The 19,164-nt window shown below is 61.2% G+C and carries 17 protein-coding genes; 12 read left to right on the top strand and 5 right to left on the bottom strand.

Annotated features, from left to right (window positions below):
• Nucleotides 1-25 precede the first annotated feature (25 nt).
• Entirely contained in the window at nucleotides 26-721 is a 696-nt protein-coding gene (locus OO306_RS05820; RefSeq protein ID WP_265968006.1) for a glutathione S-transferase N-terminal domain-containing protein, read from the bottom strand.
• A gap of 197 nt (nucleotides 722-918) precedes the next feature.
• Here OO306_RS05820 and OO306_RS05815 point away from each other — a divergent pair, with 197 nt between their 5' ends.
• Nucleotides 919-1,380, top strand: a complete 462-nt coding sequence (locus OO306_RS05815; protein WP_265968004.1) for a hypothetical protein — start codon at nucleotides 919-921, stop codon at nucleotides 1,378-1,380.
• Between the two features lie 24 nt (nucleotides 1,381-1,404).
• On the opposite strand, the gene OO306_RS05810 is transcribed toward OO306_RS05815, so the two are convergent.
• Nucleotides 1,405-1,902, bottom strand: a complete 498-nt coding sequence (locus OO306_RS05810; protein ID WP_265968002.1) for a PaaI family thioesterase — start codon at nucleotides 1,900-1,902, stop codon at nucleotides 1,405-1,407.
• A 103-nt stretch (nucleotides 1,903-2,005) separates the two neighbouring features.
• Nucleotides 2,006-3,388, bottom strand: a complete 1,383-nt coding sequence (locus OO306_RS05805) for an amino acid permease (protein ID WP_027592801.1) — start codon at nucleotides 3,386-3,388, stop codon at nucleotides 2,006-2,008.
• A 255-nt stretch (nucleotides 3,389-3,643) separates the two neighbouring features.
• On the opposite strand from OO306_RS05805, the gene gcvA reads away from it, so the two are divergent.
• Complete coding sequence (gene gcvA / locus OO306_RS05800) at nucleotides 3,644-4,540, top strand: transcriptional regulator GcvA (RefSeq protein ID WP_027592802.1); 897 nt, start codon at nucleotides 3,644-3,646, stop codon at nucleotides 4,538-4,540.
• Between the two features lie 132 nt (nucleotides 4,541-4,672).
• The gene (locus OO306_RS05795) at nucleotides 4,673-5,917 is read left to right on the top strand and encodes an aspartate aminotransferase family protein (protein ID WP_027592803.1); all 1,245 of its coding nucleotides are present in this window, start codon (nucleotides 4,673-4,675) and stop codon (nucleotides 5,915-5,917) included.
• A gap of 3 nt (nucleotides 5,918-5,920) precedes the next feature.
• Here OO306_RS05795 and OO306_RS05790 read toward each other — a convergent pair whose 3' ends face one another.
• Nucleotides 5,921-6,223, bottom strand: a complete 303-nt coding sequence (locus OO306_RS05790) for a hypothetical protein (RefSeq protein ID WP_027592804.1) — start codon at nucleotides 6,221-6,223, stop codon at nucleotides 5,921-5,923.
• Nucleotides 6,224-6,443: 220 nt separating this feature from the next.
• Here OO306_RS05790 and OO306_RS05785 point away from each other — a divergent pair, with 220 nt between their 5' ends.
• Both OO306_RS05785 and fusA read left to right on the top strand, forming a co-directional pair.
• Nucleotides 6,444-6,869, top strand: a complete 426-nt coding sequence (locus OO306_RS05785) for a hypothetical protein (RefSeq protein WP_265967998.1) — start codon at nucleotides 6,444-6,446, stop codon at nucleotides 6,867-6,869.
• Nucleotides 6,870-6,942: 73 nt separating this feature from the next.
• Nucleotides 6,943-9,054, top strand: coding sequence for an elongation factor G (gene fusA, locus OO306_RS05780; RefSeq protein WP_099428753.1), 2,112 nt, complete (start codon nucleotides 6,943-6,945; stop codon nucleotides 9,052-9,054).
• Nucleotides 9,055-9,197: 143 nt separating this feature from the next.
• Here the strand turns inward: fusA and OO306_RS05775 are convergent, their stop codons facing one another.
• Entirely contained in the window at nucleotides 9,198-10,640 is a 1,443-nt protein-coding gene (locus OO306_RS05775; protein ID WP_265967997.1) for a SulP family inorganic anion transporter, read from the bottom strand.
• Between the two features lie 176 nt (nucleotides 10,641-10,816).
• Here OO306_RS05775 and OO306_RS05770 point away from each other — a divergent pair, with 176 nt between their 5' ends.
• From OO306_RS05770 to nuoF, 7 genes are all read left to right on the top strand, one after another.
• Nucleotides 10,817-11,551 carry a secretin N-terminal domain-containing protein gene (locus OO306_RS05770; RefSeq protein WP_099455877.1) on the top strand — a complete coding sequence of 245 codons (735 nt, stop codon included), beginning with the start codon at nucleotides 10,817-10,819 and terminating at the stop codon, nucleotides 11,549-11,551.
• Between the two features lie 490 nt (nucleotides 11,552-12,041).
• Nucleotides 12,042-13,367, top strand: a complete 1,326-nt coding sequence (aceA, locus tag OO306_RS05765; protein WP_012273289.1) for an isocitrate lyase — start codon at nucleotides 12,042-12,044, stop codon at nucleotides 13,365-13,367.
• 909 nt (nucleotides 13,368-14,276) lie between these two features.
• The gene (locus OO306_RS05760) at nucleotides 14,277-14,690 is read left to right on the top strand and encodes an NADH-quinone oxidoreductase subunit A (RefSeq protein ID WP_003251427.1); all 414 of its coding nucleotides are present in this window, start codon (nucleotides 14,277-14,279) and stop codon (nucleotides 14,688-14,690) included.
• 10 nt (nucleotides 14,691-14,700) lie between these two features.
• Nucleotides 14,701-15,378, top strand: a complete 678-nt coding sequence (locus OO306_RS05755; RefSeq protein WP_012313769.1) for an NADH-quinone oxidoreductase subunit B family protein — start codon at nucleotides 14,701-14,703, stop codon at nucleotides 15,376-15,378.
• 79 nt (nucleotides 15,379-15,457) lie between these two features.
• Complete coding sequence (gene nuoC, locus OO306_RS05750; protein ID WP_027592809.1) at nucleotides 15,458-17,239, top strand: NADH-quinone oxidoreductase subunit C/D; 1,782 nt, start codon at nucleotides 15,458-15,460, stop codon at nucleotides 17,237-17,239.
• Nucleotides 17,240-17,241: 2 nt separating this feature from the next.
• The gene (gene nuoE / locus OO306_RS05745; protein ID WP_003251433.1) at nucleotides 17,242-17,739 is read left to right on the top strand and encodes an NADH-quinone oxidoreductase subunit NuoE; all 498 of its coding nucleotides are present in this window, start codon (nucleotides 17,242-17,244) and stop codon (nucleotides 17,737-17,739) included.
• A complete protein-coding gene (gene nuoF / locus OO306_RS05740) occupies nucleotides 17,736-19,115 on the top strand; it encodes an NADH-quinone oxidoreductase subunit NuoF (RefSeq protein WP_027592811.1) in 1,380 nt (459 codons plus the stop codon). The genes nuoE and nuoF overlap by 4 nt, the downstream gene beginning before the upstream one ends.
• The last annotated feature ends 49 nt before the right edge of the window (nucleotides 19,116-19,164 follow it).

The raw sequence follows: 19,164 nt of genomic DNA, 5'->3' as shown, positions 1-19,164 counted from the left end.
CCCCCACAGGTTCAGGGATGCCCGATCATCCCGGGATTTTCAGGCCACGCTGAACCGCCGGCCGCTCCAAAAACGTCGCCAGCACCCGCTGCACTTCCTTGAACGCATCGAACCCGACCAGCTCACGGGCGTTGTAGCGCTCCACGAGGTTGCGCACCCAAGGGAAAATGGCGATGTCAGCGATGCTGTATGCGTCGACCATCCACTCACGGCCTTGCAGGTGGCGGTCCAGCACACCCAGCAAGCGCTTCGATTCGTTGACGTAGCGATCCCGCGGGCGTTTGTCTTCGTATTCCTTGCCCGCAAAGAAATGGAAGAACCCGACCTGGCCGAACATCGGCCCGATGCCGCCCATCTGGAACATCAACCACTGCAGGGTCTGGTAACGGGTGGCGGGGTCCTGGCTGAGCAACTGCCCGCTTTTTTCCGCGAGGTACTGCAGGATCGCGCCCGACTCGAACAACGGAAGCGGCTGGCCGCCAGGGCCGTTCGGGTCGAGGATGGCGGGGATCTTGTTGTTGGCGCTGAGGGAAATGAACTCAGGGCTCAACTGGTCATCGTTGTCAAAGCTGATTTTGTGCGGCTCGTAAGCCAGGCCGATCTCTTCGAGCATGATCGACACCTTGACCCCATTCGGCGTCGGCAACGAATACAGCTGCAAGCGCTCGGGGTGCTGGGCGGGCCATTTGCGGGTGATGGGGAATGCACTCAGATCGGTCATGGTCAACCTTGCCTGGGGAATGGAGCTGTTACTTTAGTGACATCCCGCGCGGCTGGCCATCACCGGCCTTTCGCCTAGCCACTTTACATGTGCACTTTCCAAGGTGACTACCTCGCATATCTACGAGTAGTTCATCCCTGGCCATCGCTCCTATATTCGCCTGGCAGATCCAATCTCCATTACAACAGGCATAAACCATGATCGATATAAAAGAAATCGCTGCAAAATCATTGGCAAAAGAGACCCGCGACGGGCGCATCAAACTTGAAGTAGTAAACCTTGATACCGGCCGCACTCTCTGCTTCGAAAATTATTCCACCTTATGGCTGACCAGGTATTTGTTGGGGGGCTTCATCATGGCCCCAGAAAACCAACTCGTTCATTATTTCTATGTAGAACTGCAAGACAAGTACCTCGCAAAAGGCGAATTCATAATCGCCCCAGGAACTTTGCACACCGCCGGCTACTCTGATGCCTTGACCCCCCTCAGTGATGAGAAAGGGACGGGCAGGCTAATTGTTACAGCACTGGACAATTCGCCAAACCCGGAACAGCCACCCACCTACCTAAATGCAACTGTCGAATTGCAGCTTTCATCTCCAACAGCACGCCTCAGGGTGTCTGGAGAAATCGAGTTTGGCACCTCCGCTGCACAATAAACATCAAACATCGCCAACCTTCGCTTAAACCTGGCCGTGGGCCTTACGCTTGAGCTTTTCGGTGTCGACCCGAACGAACACCGAGTCCGCCGTCACCGTGAGTACATCGTCTGCCCAGACCTCGCAGATAACCCGGCTCTTGCGCCCGACGTCGCCTTCAACGCGGGCCTTGAGCAGCAACTCGACACCCATGGGGGTCGGTTTCAGGTAGCTGAGGTTGAGTGTGCCCGTGACGCAGTCGATACGCGGCAGGCTGCCCGGTTCGCGGCCTTCGTTGCGGTAGTGGTAGGCCATGGCGGTCCAGTTGGAGTGGCAATCGACCAGCATGGCCAGCAAGCCGCCATAAACCAGGCCGGGCCAGCCGATGAAGGTGCTGTCCGGCGCGTGGCGGCACAGCAGGTGGATGCCGTCGGCGTCCCAATGGCTTTGCAGGTGCAGGCCGCTAGGGTGGGAGCAGCCGCAGCCGTAGCAGGTGCCTTCCGGTGCAGCCAACTGCTGGAGGGAAAGGGTGTGCTCGTTCATACGCTTCCTGTGCTTGTTGGAATGGGAAGTGAGGCAAGCGTCGATGGTAGCGCCGCGCTGGGCCAGCGCCAATGAGAAAGGGGCGCCAAGCGCCCCCTCTGGATCAAGCAGTCTGTGCGACCACCTTGCCGCGCCGCTGGGTCAGCGACACCAGCAGGATGAACAGCGTCACCCCGGCAGTCATCAGCGTCTCGTAGCGGTAGGCATCGCTGAACAGCATGTAGCCCAGGACCATGACGATGGTGCCGATCACCAGCCAGGTCAGATAAGGGAACAGCCACATCTTCAGCTCCAGCGGCGTGCCCTCACGGTCTGCACGGGCTCGCATGCGCAGCTGAGACACGGCGATCACCAGGTACACCAGCAAGGCAATGGCGCCGGTGGTGGACAGCAGGAAACCGAACACCTTGCCAGGGAACACATAGTTGACGAAGCAACCGGCAAAGCCTGCCAGGGTCGAGAAGATGACCGCTACCGTTGGCACGCCAGCACCCGAAATGCGCTTGGTCATGCTCAGCGCCTGGCCACGGGCACCCAGGGAGTAGAGCATCCGCGAGGCCGTGTACAGGCCGGAGTTCATGCAGCTGGTGACCGCCACCAGCACCACCAGGTCGACCAGCAGCTTGGCGCCCGGCACATTGAGCACTTCCAGCACCCGCTGGAACGAGCCCACGGCTTTCAGGGCCGGGTCGTTCCAGGCCACCAGCGACACCACCAGGAAGATCGAGGCCAGGTAGAAGATGGCGATGCGGTACACCACCAGGTTGGTGGCACGGCGGATCTTGTCTTTCGGGTTGGCTGTTTCGTCAGCGGCAATGGTGACGATCTCGGCGCCGAAGAACGAGAAGATGGTGATCAGCACGCCACCCAGCACAGTGCCAAAGCCATTGGGCATGAAGCCGCCGTTGTCCCACAGCCGGCTCACGCCCGAGACCTCGGCCAACGGCCAGAAGCCGAACACGGCCAGGCTGCAGACGATGATGAAGGCAACGATGGCAACCACCTTGACCAGCGCGAACCAGTACTCGAAGGCACCGAAGTTCTTCACGCTGATCAGGTTGGTACCCGACAGCACGACCATGATCAGGAAGGCGAACAACCACGATGGCACGCCGGGGAAGTAGGCATGCAGGATGTCTGCGCCAGCAATCGCCTCGACCGGGATGATCAGCACCCAGAACCACCAGTACAACCAACCGATGGTGAAGCCTGCCCAAGGGCCGATGGCCTCGGAGGCGTAAGTGGAGAACGAGCCGCTGTTGGGGTTGGCGATGGCCATTTCGCCCAGCATACGCATCACCAGCAGCACCAGCAGGCCGGTCATGGCGTAGGAGATGAGGATGGCCGGGCCGGCGGTGGCAATGGCGTTGGAGGAACCGATGAACAGGCCGGCGCCGATGATGCCGGCGATGGAGATCATGGAAACCTGACGGGACGTCAGGCCGTGCTGCAAGGACCGCTGTTTCTTGTTTTCTAGCGAAGCCATGGAGAACCCTCGAATGGGTCGCCGTCGTGGGACGGCTAAAAAATGGAGCAGAATTCTTATTAATTTCGGGTGTGCGTTTTTTGTTGTTTTGTAGATGCCGGCGGTGGCTACTTCCCTCCTCTTCGCACGACCGGTTGTAATCGTTGATCCAGGTCAGTATTAATCTATAGGCCTGGGTCAACAAACGACCTTTTCGAAGCACATGATTCCAATTCGGAATGAACTTCTTCCTTTTTTGCTCGGTACGCGCCTGTCATGTCCAAACGCCTGATGCCCTCGACCACCGCCCTCCAGTGCTTCGAAGCGGCTGCCCGCCACCTGAGCTTCACCCGCGCGGCGCAAGAGCTGCACCTGACCCAGAGCGCGGTCAGCAAACAGGTCGCGCAACTGGAGGACATGCTGTCGCACTCGCTGTTCCAGCGCATTCGCCGGCGCCTGCACCTGACCCCGGCCGGTGCGCTGTACCTGACCGAGGTGAACAAGATCCTCACCCAGATCGACATCTCCAGCCGCTACATCCTCAGCTATGGCGATGAGACCGAAGTGCTTCGCATCGCCACCCAGCCGACCTTCGGCGCGCGCTGGCTGGTGCCCAGGCTGAAGGGGTTTGGTGATCGCTATCCGCGTATTCACCTGGATATCCGTAACGAGCTGGAACCCTTCGACCTGGTGCAGTCCAAGGCCGACATCGCCTTCTTCTTCGGCCAGGGCACCTGGCCTGGGGCGACGTGTATCGAGCTGTTCAGCGAAGAAGTGGTGCCGGTGTGCGCCCCAGAGCTGCTCGCCAACCACCGCTTCACCAGCGCCGAGGCGCTGACTGAGCACCGCCTGCTGCAGTGTGTATCGCGCCCGGAAGCCTGGCATGAATGGTTTTTGGGGCTGGGGCTGCACAGCCAGAACAGCTACCACGGGCCGCGTTTCGACACGTTCTACCTGTGCATCCGGGCCGCTATCGCCGGCTGTGGCATTGCCCTGATTCCGCGGTACCTGGTGGCGGAGGAGTTGAACGAAGGCAAGCTGGTGGTGGCCTGGGACCACCCGGTGCCGAGCAATGGCAGGCACTTCATCGCCCATGCCGAGCATGCGGCGGAGGTGCCGAAGGTCAGGGCCTTCGTGCAGTGGATTCGCGAGCGGGTGGCTGAAGGGGATTGAGGCCAGTGCAGGTAACACAAAATCTTACAAGATCACGAATCCAAGGAATGATCGCAATCAAATAATTCGTTTGCGCAATACAGCCCCGGCACGCTTCGATAGTGGGAAACTCGAACAAGGTCCGCGTGCACCATGAATCAGGAAAGTATCAGCCAGTCCATTGCCATCGTTCACCCAATTACACTTTCCCACGGCAAGAATGCGGAAGTCTGGGACACCGACGGCAAACGTTATATCGACTTCGTCGGCGGTATCGGCGTACTCAACCTGGGCCATTGCAACCCAGCCGTGGTCGAGGCAATTCAGGCCCAGGCCACCCGCCTCACCCACTATGCCTTCAACGCCGCCCCCCACGGCCCGTACCTTGCCCTGATGGAGCGCCTCAGCGAGTTTGTCCCGGTCAGCTACCCGCTGGCCGGCATGCTTACCAACAGTGGCGCGGAAGCGGCGGAAAACGCCCTGAAAGTGGCCCGTGGCGCCACCGGCAAGCGCGCGATGATTGCTTTCGACGGTGGCTTCCATGGCCGCACCCTGGCAACCCTGAACCTCAATGGCAAGGTCGCCCCGTACAAGCAACGCGTCGGCGACCTGCCAGGCCCGGTCTACCACCTGCCCTACCCCAGTGCCGACACCGGCGTCACCTGCGAACAGGCACTCAAGGCCATGGACCGGCTGTTCAGCGTCGAGCTGGCGGTTGAAGACGTGGCGGCTTTCATCCTCGAACCGGTCCAGGGTGAAGGCGGCTTCCTCGCCCTCGACCCAGCATTCGCCCAGGCACTGCGCCGCTTCTGCGACGAGCACGGGATTTTGATCATCATCGACGAGATCCAGTCGGGCTTTGGCCGTACCGGCCAGCGCTTTGCCTTCCCGCGCCTGGGCATCGAGCCCGACCTGCTGCTGCTGGCCAAAAGCATCGCGGGCGGCATGCCACTGGGTGCGGTCGTGGGCCGTAAAGAACTGATGGCATCGCTGCCCAAGGGTGGCCTGGGCGGGACCTATTCGGGCAACCCGATTGCCTGCGCAGCGGCGCTGGCGAGCCTGGCGCAGATGACCGACGAGAACGTCGCCACCTGGGGCGAACGCCAGGAACAGGCGATTGTCAGCCGCGTCGAGCGCTGGAAAGCCCAGTACCCGTTCATCGGGCGGCTGACCGGTGTCGGCGCGATGCGCGGCATCGAGTTCGTCAACGCCGATGGCAGCCCGGCACCGGCCCAGCTGGCCAAGGTCATGGAAGCAGCGCGGGCCAAAGGCCTGTTGCTGATGCCCAGCGGCAAGGCGCGGCATATCATCCGCCTGCTCGCACCACTGACCATCGAAGCCGAGGTGCTCGAAGAAGGCTTGGATATCCTCGAGCAGTGCCTGGCAGAGTTGAACTAAGGCTTACAGGCCCAGCTCTTCAGGGGTGAGCATGTCGGACTCGAAGGCAATCCAGCCCCCTTCGAGTTCGGCGTGGCCGTTGACGATCGGGCCGTAGTAGGTCAGGCCGTTTTCCAGGGTAACGCAGATGTGCGTGGCCGGCTTTTCGGGAGCTGCGAGCGTACCGACGAAATGCACCTTCTTCAGGGTTTCGGTCACCGCTTCAAGGCCCACGCGCATGCTGGGGTTTTCCGAGGCCTCGATGTCGCCCCCGCGGTCTTCAGCGCTGATGGTCACGGTGGCGGTGTACGGGAACTTGCTGCTCAAGCGGGGTTACCTCAATTAGATGTGTAGGCGTTTTGGCGCGTAGAGTACGGCAGCCTTTGTCTGTTGTCTCTACTGGCTTCTTCGCGGGTGAACCCGCTCCCACAGGTACAGCGTCATGCCTGGCACCTGGGTGGCCGCCATCAACAGATCAAAATGGCCTCCCCCGCCCCGATCTGTTAGGGTGCCCGCCGATGCACGCCACACCACACGAGGATCCCGAGTGAGCGCCGAAGAACCCCTGATCGCCGACCTGTTCGAGGTCGACAAACGCCTGTCCCTCAAGCCCGTCGTGGACTTCAACACCTACCTGCGCAACGCGTTCGCCGAAGGCCCGTGCCAGTGCCACCGCTGCCGTGACGGTGGCGACCAGAGCAGCTACAGCCACGCGCACAACTTCACCCTCGAAGGCCGCCCGCTCAGCCGCCGCTTCGCCAACACCGCAGGCAGTGACGTGCTGCTGGTGCTGAAAAAAGCCTGGCTGTCGTACCACAAAGAAGACCTCAACCTGGTCGGCGCGCTGGACATGGCCAAGCTCAAGACCTTCACCGACGGCGCCCTGCACGAGCGCTTGCTGGCCCTGCTGCCTGCTAGCGGCCTGGCCCGTGAAGTGGACGGCCAATGGCTGCTGCAGGCTCAGGCCGACTGACGGCCCGGCGGTAAAGCAGGATTCTTCCGGTCTGCTAACGTGGGAGAATCCGCCCATCCGCAGGTAGTCCGCCATGGCCCGTACAACGCCCATCGAGCTGTATCGCAATATCGGCATCGTCGCCCACGTGGATGCCGGCAAGACCACCACCACCGAGCGCATCCTGTTTTACACCGGGGTCAATCACAAGATGGGCGAGGTGCACGATGGCGCCGCGACCATGGACTGGATGGCCCAGGAACAGGAGCGCGGCATCACCATCACCTCGGCAGCCACCACGGCCTTCTGGCAGGGCTCGACCAAGCAGTTCCCCGACAAGTACCGCTTCAACATCATCGATACCCCTGGCCACGTCGACTTCACCATCGAGGTAGAACGCTCGCTGCGTGTGCTCGACGGCGCGGTGGTGGTGTTCAGCGGCGCCGACGGGGTCGAACCGCAATCGGAAACCGTGTGGCGCCAGGCCAACAAGTACCACGTGCCGCGCCTGGCCTACATCAACAAGATGGACCGCCAGGGTGCCGACTTCCTGCGCGTGGTCAAGCAGATCGACAAGCGCCTGGGGCATCACCCGGTGCCGATCCAGCTGGCCATCGGCAGCGAAGAGCACTTCATCGGCCAGATCGACCTGGTGAAGATGAAGGCCATCTACTGGAACGATGCCGACAACGGCACCACCTACCGCGAAGAAGCGATCCCTACCGAGCTTCAGGCGCTCGCCGACGAATGGCGCGCGCACATGATCGAAGCCGCGGCAGAGGCCAACGATGAACTGACCATGAAGTTTCTCGATGGCGAGGAGCTCAGCATCGATGAGATCAAGGCCGCTCTGCGCCAGCGCACCATTGCCAACGAAATCGTGCCGACCATCCTTGGCTCGTCGTTCAAGAACAAGGGCGTGCCGCTGATGCTCGATGCCGTCATCGACTACCTGCCCGCCCCCTCCGAAATCCCGGCGATCAAAGGCACCGACCCCGACGACGAAGAAAAGCACCTGGAGCGCCACGCCGACGACAAAGAGCCCTTCTCGGCCCTGGCCTTCAAGATCGCCACCGACCCCTTCGTCGGCACCCTCACCTTTGCCCGGGTGTATTCCGGCGTGCTCAGTTCCGGCCATGCGGTGCTGAATTCGGTCAAGGGCAAAAAAGAACGCATAGGCCGCATGGTGCAGATGCACGCCAACCAACGCGCCGAAATCAAGGACGTGTGCGCCGGCGATATTGCTGCCTTGATCGGCATGAAGGACGTGACCACGGGCGATACCCTGTGCGACATCAACAACCCCATCATTCTCGAACGCATGGACTTCCCCGACCCGGTGATCTCCGTGGCCGTGGAGCCTAAGACCAAGGCCGACCAAGAAAAAATGGGCATAGCCCTGGGCAAGCTGGCCCAGGAGGACCCGTCGTTCCGCGTGCGCACCGATGAGGAAACCGGCCAGACCATCATCTCCGGCATGGGCGAGTTGCACCTGGACATCATCGTCGACCGCATGCGCCGCGAGTTCAACGTCGAGGCCAATATCGGCAAGCCGCAGGTGGCCTATCGCGAGAAGATCCGCAACACCTGCGAGATCGAAGGCCGCTTCGTTCGCCAATCCGGCGGGCGCGGCCAATACGGCCACTGCTGGATCCGCTTCGCCCCGGGCGACGAAGGCAAGGAAGGCCTGGAATTCATCAACGAGATCGTCGGTGGCGTGGTACCCCGCGAGTACATCCCGGCCATCCAGAAAGGTATCGAAGAACAGATGAAGAATGGCGTGCTCGCCGGCTACCCACTGATCAACTTGAAGGCTGCCGTGTTCGACGGCTCCTACCACGACGTCGACTCCAACGAAATGGCCTACAAGATAGCCGCGTCCATGGCCACCAAGCAGCTCTCGCAAAAAGGCGGGGCAGTGCTGCTAGAGCCGGTGATGAAGGTTGAGGTGGTGACCCCCGAGGAATACCAGGGCGACATCATGGGCGACCTGAGCCGGCGCCGCGGGATGATCCAGGATGGCGACGAGACGCCAGCCGGCAAGGTGATACGCGCCGAAGTGCCGCTGGGCGAAATGTTCGGCTATGCCACTTCCATGCGCTCGATGACCCAGGGCCGCGCCAGCTACACGATGGAGTTCATCCGCTATGCCGAGGCACCGGCCAGCATTGCTGACGGGATCGTGAAGAAGAACCGCGGGGAATAATTTGCATGACCTGTGGGAGCGGGCTTGCCCCGCGAAGAGGCCGGCCCAGGCATTAAAGGCGGCTGGCACCGGCATCGCCGGTGTTCGCGGGGCAAGTCGGACCGCCGCACCGCCGCTCCCACAGTGGATCGCGTCGCGAAACCTTAGTGCAGTTCACCGGCCCGCTTCAGCAGCTTCTTGCAGCGCTCGGAAAGATGCACCACCCGCAGTTGCTTGCCAGCCTTCGCATAGCGCTCGCGCAAGGTCTTGAGGGCCGCAATTGCCGAGTAATCGACAAAGCTCAGGTGCTGGCAATCCAAGGTAACTTTGGCCGGGTCGCCCGCTGCATCGAACTGGTTAAGGAACGGCGTGACCGAGGCAAAGAACAACGTGCCATGTACCTGATAACGCTTGCCGCCGCCCGCTTCCTCATGGCTGTCGGCATACAGCTCCCGCGCATGCTGCCAGGCAAAGTTCACCGCCGCGATGACAATACCAAACAGTACCGCCACGGCCAGGTCGGTGAACACCGTGACGATGGTCACCGCAATGATCGCCAGCACATCGTTCACCGGCACCTTGTGCAACACGCGCAACGAAGCCCAGGCGAAGGTCTGCTGGGCAACCACGAACATCACCCCCACCAGGGCAGCCAGCGGAATACGCTCGATCAGCGGCGACAGGAACAACACGAACAGCAGGATCATCACCCCGGCAACCACGCCCGATAGCCGGCCGCGGCCATTGGAGCTGAGGTTGATCACCGTCTGCCCGATCATCGCGCAGCCGCCCATGCCACCGCACAGGCCCGAAACCATGTTGGCGGCGCCCAGGGCCACGCACTCACGGTCAGGGAAGCCACGGCTTTCGGTGATTTCGTCGGTGAGGTTGAGCGTCAGCAGGGTCTCCAGCAGGCCGACCATGGCCATCAGCACCGCGTAGGGTGCGATGATCTTGAGCGTTTCCAGGTTCCATGGCACATCTGGCAGCGTCACTTGCGGCAGGCCACCGGCGATATGCGCCATGTCGCCGAGGGTGCGGGTCGGCAAACCCAGCAGGTACACCAATAGGCCTACCCCCAGGATGGCCACCAGCGCGGGCGGTACGGCACGGGTCAGCTTGGGCAGTATGTAGACCACCAGCATGGTCAGCGCCACCAGGCAGACCATCAGATACAGCGGCGAACCGCTGAGCCACTGACCGCCCTGCTTGAAGTGCTCCAACTGAGCCAGGGCGATGACGATCGCCAGGCCGTTGACGAAGCCCAGCATCACCGGGTAAGGCACCAGGCGCACCAGCTTGCCCAGGCGCAGCAGGCCAAACAAGATCATCACCACCCCGCCAAGCAGCACCGTGGCCAGCAAGTATTGCACCCCGTGTTGCACCACCAGCGCGATGATCACCACCGCCATCGATCCGGCAGCACCAGAAATCATGCCCGGACGGCCGCCGAACAGTGCAGTCAGGGTACAAATGATGAAAGCGCCATACAGGCCCATCAGCGGGTTGAGGTGCGCCACTAAGGCGAAGGCGATGCACTCAGGCACCAGGGCGAACGAAGTGGTCAGGCCGGCGAGCAGGTCGGCGCGCAGTCGTACGGGTTTCATGAAGTTCCTGTGAGGCGGTCCAGGCGGAGGGGCTGGCAATCGAGGGGCGCGATGTTACGGAATTTGTCTGACAGCGGCCACCGCTCAAAAGTGCAGGATGCCGCCCCTTGATGCATAACCTGCACAACCTGGGCAAATTTGCCATCATGTTGATACCCACTGCGGAGATCATGGACATGCCGCTACGCCCGCTTTTCACTTCCTTGCTGCTGGCTGCCACCCTCAGCGCTCACGCCGCCACCGAAGTCCTCCCCTTGCAGTACCGCAGCAGCGCCGAACTGCTGCCCGCTGCACAATCGTTCATCGGCAAGGACGGCACCGTCAGCGCCTTCGAGAACAAGCTGATCGTCAATGCCAGCCCCGAGCGCATCGACGACCTGCGCAGCCTGCTGCAACAGTTGGACACCGCGCCCAAGCGCCTGCTGATCAGCGTCGACAACAACGACAGCAACTTCCAGGACACCCGCGGCAACGCCCACGTCATCCGCTACGGCACCAGCAACCGCGAAGGCGGCATGCAGCAGGTTCAGGCCAGCGAAGGCCAGGCCGCGCTGATCCAGGTTGGCCAAAGCATCCCGGTCACCAGCACCAGTACCGACGGTTATGGGCGCATTCAAAGCAACACCGAATACCGCAATGTGACCCAAGGGTTCTACGTTACCCCTAGCCTGAGCGGCGAAACAGTTCGTCTACAAATAAGCACCAATAATGATCGCATCAGCCAGGAACGTGCAGATGTAGTGAAAGTTCAAAGCACCGACACGACAGTCACCGGCAAGCTCGGGGAATGGATCACCTTGGCGGGGTTCAACCAGCAGAGCCAGTCCGATCGTGGCGCGTCAAGCCACACTTACAGTACCCAGCGCGGTGAAAACATGACTTTACGTGTAAAAGTTGATCTTCTGGACTGATCCCAGGCAATTCAAGGCCTCGACCAATGGCCTAGAAACTGACTGCCGAGTCGTATTAGACCAAAGATGTAGTAAGTGAAAAAAGTCACTACAAAACATTTGACAGGTACTTTTTCTCAAGGGCATGATGGCCTCGCTCCCGCTAATCAGGGGCCCTGGCAAGGGCCTTCGAGGCGTGCTCCTCCCACCCCTGGAGGCGCCTCGTGTCTATACGGCCCACAAGGCGGTTCGACGGGATTGCGACTGCAACGAAGAAGTTGTCCCGAGGGACGGAAGCGCATCACCGCAGTTCTGGCAATCGCGTAGCACCGCAGCAAGGCAACCACGAGCCGACCTGCAGCGCACACCTTCGCCTGGCCTGCACCCCCTTCCCCTTCGAGCCTTCGCGTTCGCCGCCGCACGCCCCCGAACAGGACAGCCGCCAGGCCTCTGATCTGCACCCGAGCATCAGCACAATTACCCCAAGATCGATGCGACGAGGTTTATTTCCATGGCACTGACACGCGAACAGCAAATTGCAGCCCTCGAGAAAGACTGGGCCGAAAACCCGCGCTGGAAAGGCGTGACCCGTACCTATACCGCCGCTGATGTCGTTCGCCTGCGTGGCTCCCTGCAGCCGGAGCACACCCTGGCCCGTCAGGGCGCAGAAAAACTGTGGAAGCTGGTCACCCAGGGTGCCCACCCGTCCTTCCGCCCAGAAAAAGATTTCGTCAACTGCATGGGCGCCCTGACCGGCGGCCAGGCAGTACAACAGGTCAAAGCCGGCATCCAGGCTATCTACCTGTCCGGCTGGCAAGTTGCCGCCGACAACAACTCGGCCGAGTCCATGTACCCCGACCAGTCGCTGTACCCAGTCGACTCGGTACCGACCGTGGTCAAGCGCATCAACAACTCGTTCCGCCGCGCCGACCAGATCCAGTGGAAAGCCGGCAAGAACCCGGGCGACGAAGGCTACATCGACTACTTCGCGCCAATCGTAGCTGACGCCGAAGCCGGTTTCGGCGGCGTACTGAACGCCTACGAGCTGATGAAGAACATGATCGAAGCGGGCGCCGCCGGCGTGCACTTCGAAGACCAGCTGGCCTCGGTTAAAAAATGCGGCCACATGGGTGGCAAGGTATTGGTACCCACCCAGGAAGCTGTACAGAAGCTGGTTGCCGCGCGCCTGGCAGCTGACGTTTCGGGCGTGCCGACCATCATTCTGGCCCGTACCGACGCCAACGCCGCCGACCTGCTGACCAGCGACTGCGACCCGTACGACCAACCGTTCGTGATCGGCGAGCGCACCCGTGAAGGCTTCTACAAAGTGCGTGCAGGCCTCGACCAGGCAATCTCCCGCGGCCTGGCCTATGCACCGTATGCCGACCTGATCTGGTGCGAAACCGCCAAGCCGGACCTGGACGAAGCCCGCCGCTTCGCCGAAGCGATCAAGAAGGAATACCCGGACCAAATCCTGTCGTACAACTGCTCGCCTTCCTTCAACTGGAAGAAAAACCTGGACGACGCGACCATCGCCAAGTTCCAGCGCGAGCTGTCGGCCATGGGCTACAAGCACCAGTTCATCACCCTGGCTGGCATTCACAACATGTGGCACGGCATGTTCAACCTGGCGCACGACTACGCCCGCAACGACATGACTGCCTACGTGAAGCTGCAGGAACAGGAATTCGCTGATGCCAGCAAAGGCTACACCTTCGTTGCGCACCAGCAGGAAGTAGGCACTGGCTACTTCGATGACATGACCACCGTGATTCAAGGTGGGGCTTCGTCGGTAACTGCGCTGACCGGTTCGACTGAGGAAGAGCAGTTCCACTGATAACAGCGGGCTGTTGAAGGAAGGCCCAGGGTTCGTGAGGACCCTGGGCTTTTTTTTTGAAGTGATCGTCACGAAAAATTCAGCGCGTATGAGATCGAGCGCCGCCCGCGCGGCGCTTCGCAGCACAAGGCTGCTCCTACATCTGTTTCGGGCCAATCAATCCTGTGGAATGGGCGCGCGCGCCCCTTTGCGCATGGCACGATATTGTGTCGGGCAAACAAGGCGGTCGCGCGCAAATGCCACATGCCCACTGGCCCGAAACAAATGTAGGAGCAGCCTTGTGCTGCGAAGCGCCGCGCGGGCGGCGCTCGATTTGCGCATCACCAATAATCTCAAGACCTGCGCTTGGCAACCTCACTCACTTTCCGCTGGAGGCAAAGCAGGCCCCAGTATCCGGACTATGCTTGTGGCAACCCAACAGCAACCCACCCTCCACAACCTGAGCGACATCCACCGCTTCATCGGCCCGCCACGGCTTAACCGATAAAGTATTGACCCAGAGCGGTGCGCGAGGCGCTGGAAACTGTTAGAACGAGCCTTTTTCGCATTTGCAAGTAGCCAACCCGCCCGTGCAACTTTACAAGGCTCACAAGAGGAGGATTTCACCGCACCAAGCTCAATGCGATTAATTATCATTACATAATTAGGAATTCGTTACGTCTCGCAAGAAACATAATTAACAAAAACGCGCGCAATGCCCGAAATTCAAGGCTTTCAGCCAGTTACGAAAGATTTTTGTTCTTAATCCTACGAATAAATTGCCACAGAAATTTTACTTGCACCGGGTTTACCCATAAAATCAGCGCGATTGATTCAGCTGCGACATTTGGTCACTGCATGTGCGACACCAGGTCGCCGCTCTACTTATTTCAGACTGCAGAGCTGGGTCTCTGTATAAGGATCTCTAGCATGTCCGATTCGGCAGGACTCATCGCCCACAACTGGGGCTTTGCCATCTTCCTTTTGGGTGTCGTCGGCCTGTGTGCCTTCATGCTCGGTCTGTCCAGCCTGCTCGGTAGCAAGGCCTGGGGCCGCGCCAAGAACGAACCCTTCGAATCCGGCATGCTGCCCGTCGGCAGCGCCCGCCTGCGCCTGTCCGCCAAATTCTATCTGGTCGCGATGCTGTTCGTGATCTTCGATATCGAAGCCCTCTTCCTCTTTGCATGGTCTGTGTCCGTCCGCGAAAGCGGCTGGACCGGGTTCGTCGAAGCGCTCGTTTTCATAGCAATTCTGTTGGCAGGTCTTGTCTACCTTTGGCGCGTCGGTGCTCTTGATTGGGCTCCCGAAGGTCGCCGCAAGCGGCAAGCGAAGCTGAAACAATGAGGCTTTGGCAATGCAATACAATCTCACCAGAATCGATCCGGATGCGCCCAACGAGCAGTACCCGGTAGGTGAACGGGAAACCGTCACCGACCAACTGCTCGAGGACCAGGTCCACAAGAACATCTACATGGGGAAACTCGAAGATGTGCTGCGTGGCGCGGTCAACTGGGGTCGCAAGAACTCCCTCTGGCCGTATAACTTCGGCCTGTCCTGCTGCTACGTGGAAATGACCACGGCCTTCACGGCGCCCCACGACATCGCCCGCTTCGGCGCCGAAGTCATCCGGGCCTCGCCGCGTCAGGCCGACTTCATGGTCATCGCCGGTACCTGCTTCATCAAGATGGCGCCGATCATTCAGCGCCTGTACGAGCAGATGCTCGAGCCGAAGTGGGTCATCTCCATGGGTTCGTGCGCCAACTCCGGTGGCATGTACGACATTTACTCGGTCGTTCAGGGGGTCGACAAGTTCCTCCCCGTGGATGTTTACGTGCCTGGCTGCCCGCCTCGCCCTGAAGCGTTCCTGCAAGGCTTGATGCTGCTGCAGGAGTCGATTGGCCAGGAGCGACGCCCGCTTTCCTGGGTTGTTGGTGATCAAGGCATTTACCGTGCCGAGATGCCTGCCCAGAAAGACCTGCGTCGTGAACAGCGTATCGCGGTAACCAACCTGCGCAGCCCCGACGAAGTCTGATCCAGCGACCTGCCGCCCGCTCCCCAAGGAGCCGGCGGCCTGGCTTCATTCTCTACGTTGACTCAAAGCGACCGAGACCATGACAGCGGACACCGCTATTTATATTCCGCCTTACAAGGCTGACGACCAGGATGTGGTCGTCGAATTGCACAACCGTTTTGGTGCCGACGCATTCGTCGCCCAGGAAACCCGCACCGGCATGCCGGTGCTGTGGGTAAAACGTGCACAGCTCAAAGAAGTACTCAGCTTCCTGCGCAACGTCGCCAAGCCGTACAGCATGCTGTACGACCTGCATGGCGTCGACGAGCGCCTGCGCACCCAGCGCCGCGGCCTGCCCGCCGCCGATTTCAGCGTGTTCTACCACCTGCTGTCGGTCGAGCGTAACAGCGACGTGATGATCAAGGTGTCGCTCAGCGAAGGCGACCTGAACCTGCCGACCGTGACTGGCATCTGGCCAAACGCCAACTGGTACGAGCGCGAAGTCTGGGACATGTTCGGCATCGACTTTGCCGGCCACCCGCACCTGAGCCGCATCATGATGCCGCCCACCTGGGAAGGCCACCCGCTGCGCAAGGACTACCCTGCCCGCGCCACCGAGTTCGACCCCTACAGCCTGACCCTGGCCAAGCAGCAGCTTGAAGAGGAATCGGCACGTTTCAACCCGGAAGCCTGGGGTATGAAGCGCCAGGGCGCCAACGAGGACTACATGTTCCTCAACCTCGGCCCCAACCACCCCTCTGCCCACGGTGCCTTCCGTATCGTCCTGCAGCTGGACGGTGAAGAGATCGTCGACTGCGTCCCGGACATCGGCTACCACCACCGTGGCGCCGAGAAGATGGCCGAGCGCCAGTCCTGGCACAGCTTCATCCCCTACACCGACCGTATCGACTACCTCGGCGGGGTGATGAACAACCTGCCGTACGTACTGGCGGTAGAGAAGCTGGCCGGCATCAAGGTGCCGCAGAAGGTCGACGTGATTCGCATCATGCTCGCCGAGTTCTTCCGCATCACCAGCCACCTGCTGTTCCTGGGTACCTACATCCAGGACGTCGGCGCCATGACCCCGGTGTTCTTCACCTTCACCGACCGCCAGCGCGCCTACACCGTGATCGAAGCGATCACCGGTTTCCGCCTGCACCCGGCCTGGTACCGCATCGGTGGCGTCGCCCACGACCTGCCGCGCGGCTGGGACAAGCTGGTCAAGGACTTCGTCGACTGGCTGCCTAAGCGCCTCGACGAATACACCAAGGCCGCCCTGCAGAACAGCATCCTCAAGGGCCGTACCGTCGGCGTCGCCGCGTACAACACCAAGGAAGCGCTGGAATGGGGCACCACCGGTGCCGGCCTGCGTTCCACTGGTTGCGATTTCGACCTGCGTAAAGCGCGCCCGTATTCTGGCTACGAAAACTTCGAGTTCGAAGTACCGCTGGCCCACAACGGCGATGCCTACGATCGCTGCATGGTCCGTGTCGAGGAGATGCGTCAGAGTATCCGCATCATCGACCAGTGCCTGCGCAACATGCCGGAAGGCCCGTACAAGGCGGATCACCCGCTGACCACGCCGCCGCCGAAAGAGCGCACCCTGCAGCACATCGAAACCTTGATCACGCACTTCCTGCAAGTCTCGTGGGGCCCGGTCATGCCGGCCAACGAGTCGTTCCAGATGATCGAAGCGACCAAGGGCATCAACAGTTACTACCTGACGAGCGATGGCGGCACCATGAGCTACCGCACCCGGATCCGTACCCCGAGCTACCCGCACCTGCAGCAGATCCCTTCGGTGATCAAAGGCAGCATGGTCGCCGACCTCATTGCGTACCTGGGCAGTATCGACTTCGTTATGGCTGACGTGGACCGCTAAGCATGAACAGCACGCTTATCCAGACAGACCGTTTCGCCCTGAGCGAAACCGAGCGCTCGGCCATCGAGCACGAGATGCATCACTACGAGGACCCGCGCGCGGCGTCCATCGAAGCTTTGAAGATTGTCCAAAAGGAACGTGGCTGGGTGCCGGATGGCGCCATTCACGCCATCGGCGAAGTGCTGGGCATCCCGGCCAGTGACGTCGAGGGCGTGGCTACGTTCTACAGCCAGATCTTCCGTCAGCCGGTCGGCCGCCACATCATCCGTGTGTGCGACAGCATGGTCTGCTACATCGGTGGCCACGAGTCGGTGGTCAGCCAGATCCAAAGCGAGCTGGGCATCGGCCTCGGCCAGACCACCGCCGACGGGCGCTTCACCCTGCTGCCGGTCTGCTGCCTGGGCAACTGCGACAAGGCCCCGGCCCTGATGATCGACGATGACACCTTTGGCGACGTGCAGCCTGCTGGCGTTTCCAAACTGCTGGAGGGTTACGTATGACCATTACTTCCTTCGGCCCGGCCAACCGCATCGCGCGTTCGGCCGAAACCCACCCACTGACCTGGCGTCTGCGTGACGACGGCGAGCCGGTCTGGCTTGCCGAGTACCAGGCCAAGAACGGCTACGCTGCTGCCCGCAAGGCACTGAGCGAGATGTCGCAAGACGACATCGTGCAGAACGTCAAAGACTCCGGCCTCAAGGGCCGCGGCGGCGCAGGCTTCCCCACGGGGGTGAAGTGGGGCCTGATGCCTAAAGACGAATCCATGAACATCCGCTACCTGCTGTGCAACGCGGACGAAATGGAGCCGAACACCTGGAAGGACCGCATGCTGATGGAGCAACAGCCCCATCTGCTGGTCGAGGGCATGCTGATCAGCGCCCGCGCCCTGAAGGCCTACCGCGGCTACATCTTCCTGCGTGGCGAGTACACCACCGCAGCGAAAAACCTCAACCGCGCCATCGACGAAGCCAAGGCCGCTGGCCTCCTGGGCAAGAACATCCTGGGCTCGGGCTTTGACTTCGAGCTGTTCGTGCACACCGGTGCCGGCCGCTACATCTGCGGTGAAGAAACCGCACTGATCAACTCGCTGGAAGGCCGTCGCGCCAACCCACGTTCCAAGCCGCCCTTCCCTGCCGCCGTTGGCGTATGGGGCAAGCCGACCTGCGTGAACAACGTCGAGACCCTGTGCAACGTGCCGGCCATCGTCGCCAACGGCAACGACTGGTACAAGTCGCTGGCCCGCGAAGGCAGCGAAGACCACGGCACCAAGCTGATGGGCTTCTCCGGCAAGGTGAAAAACCCTGGCCTGTGGGAACTGCCATTCGGCGTCACCGCCCGTGAGCTGTTCGAAGACTACGCCGGCGGCATGCGTGACGGCTTCAAGCTCAAGTGCTGGCAGCCAGGCGGCGCCGGCACCGGCTTCCTGCTGCCCGAGCACCTCGACGCACAGATGTACGCCGGCGGCATTGCCAAAGTGGGCACCCGGATGGGTACTGGCCTGGCCATGGCGGTCGACGACAGCATCAACATGGTCTCGCTGCTGCGCAACATGGAAGAGTTCTTTGCCCGCGAGTCGTGCGGCTGGTGCACCCCATGCCGTGACGGCCTGCCGTGGAGCGTGAAAATGCTGCGCTCGCTGGAGCAAGGCCAAGGCCGCGCCGAAGACATCGAGACCCTGCTGGGTCTGGTCAACTTCCTCGGCCCAGGCCGTACCTTCTGTGCTCACGCACCGGGTGCCGTCGAGCCGTTGGGCAGTGCCATCAAATACTTCCGCTCCGAATTCGAGGCCGGTGTCGCCCCAGCCAGTGCTGCCGATGCCCTGCGCCCGAACCTGGCCAAGCCAGTACCGAGCGGGCCGATCGTGGTCGGCGCATAACAAGATGAGCTGCGGGTGGTCCGTGCCACCCGCCAGCCTGCAGGCCGGC

The organism is Pseudomonas sp. DCB_AW (assembly GCF_026240895.1).
GTDB lineage: Bacteria > Pseudomonadota > Gammaproteobacteria > Pseudomonadales > Pseudomonadaceae > Aquipseudomonas > Aquipseudomonas kermanshahensis.
The sequence above is the reverse complement of the archived record's forward strand: the minus strand, read 5'-3'. Positions and strand labels throughout refer to the sequence as shown.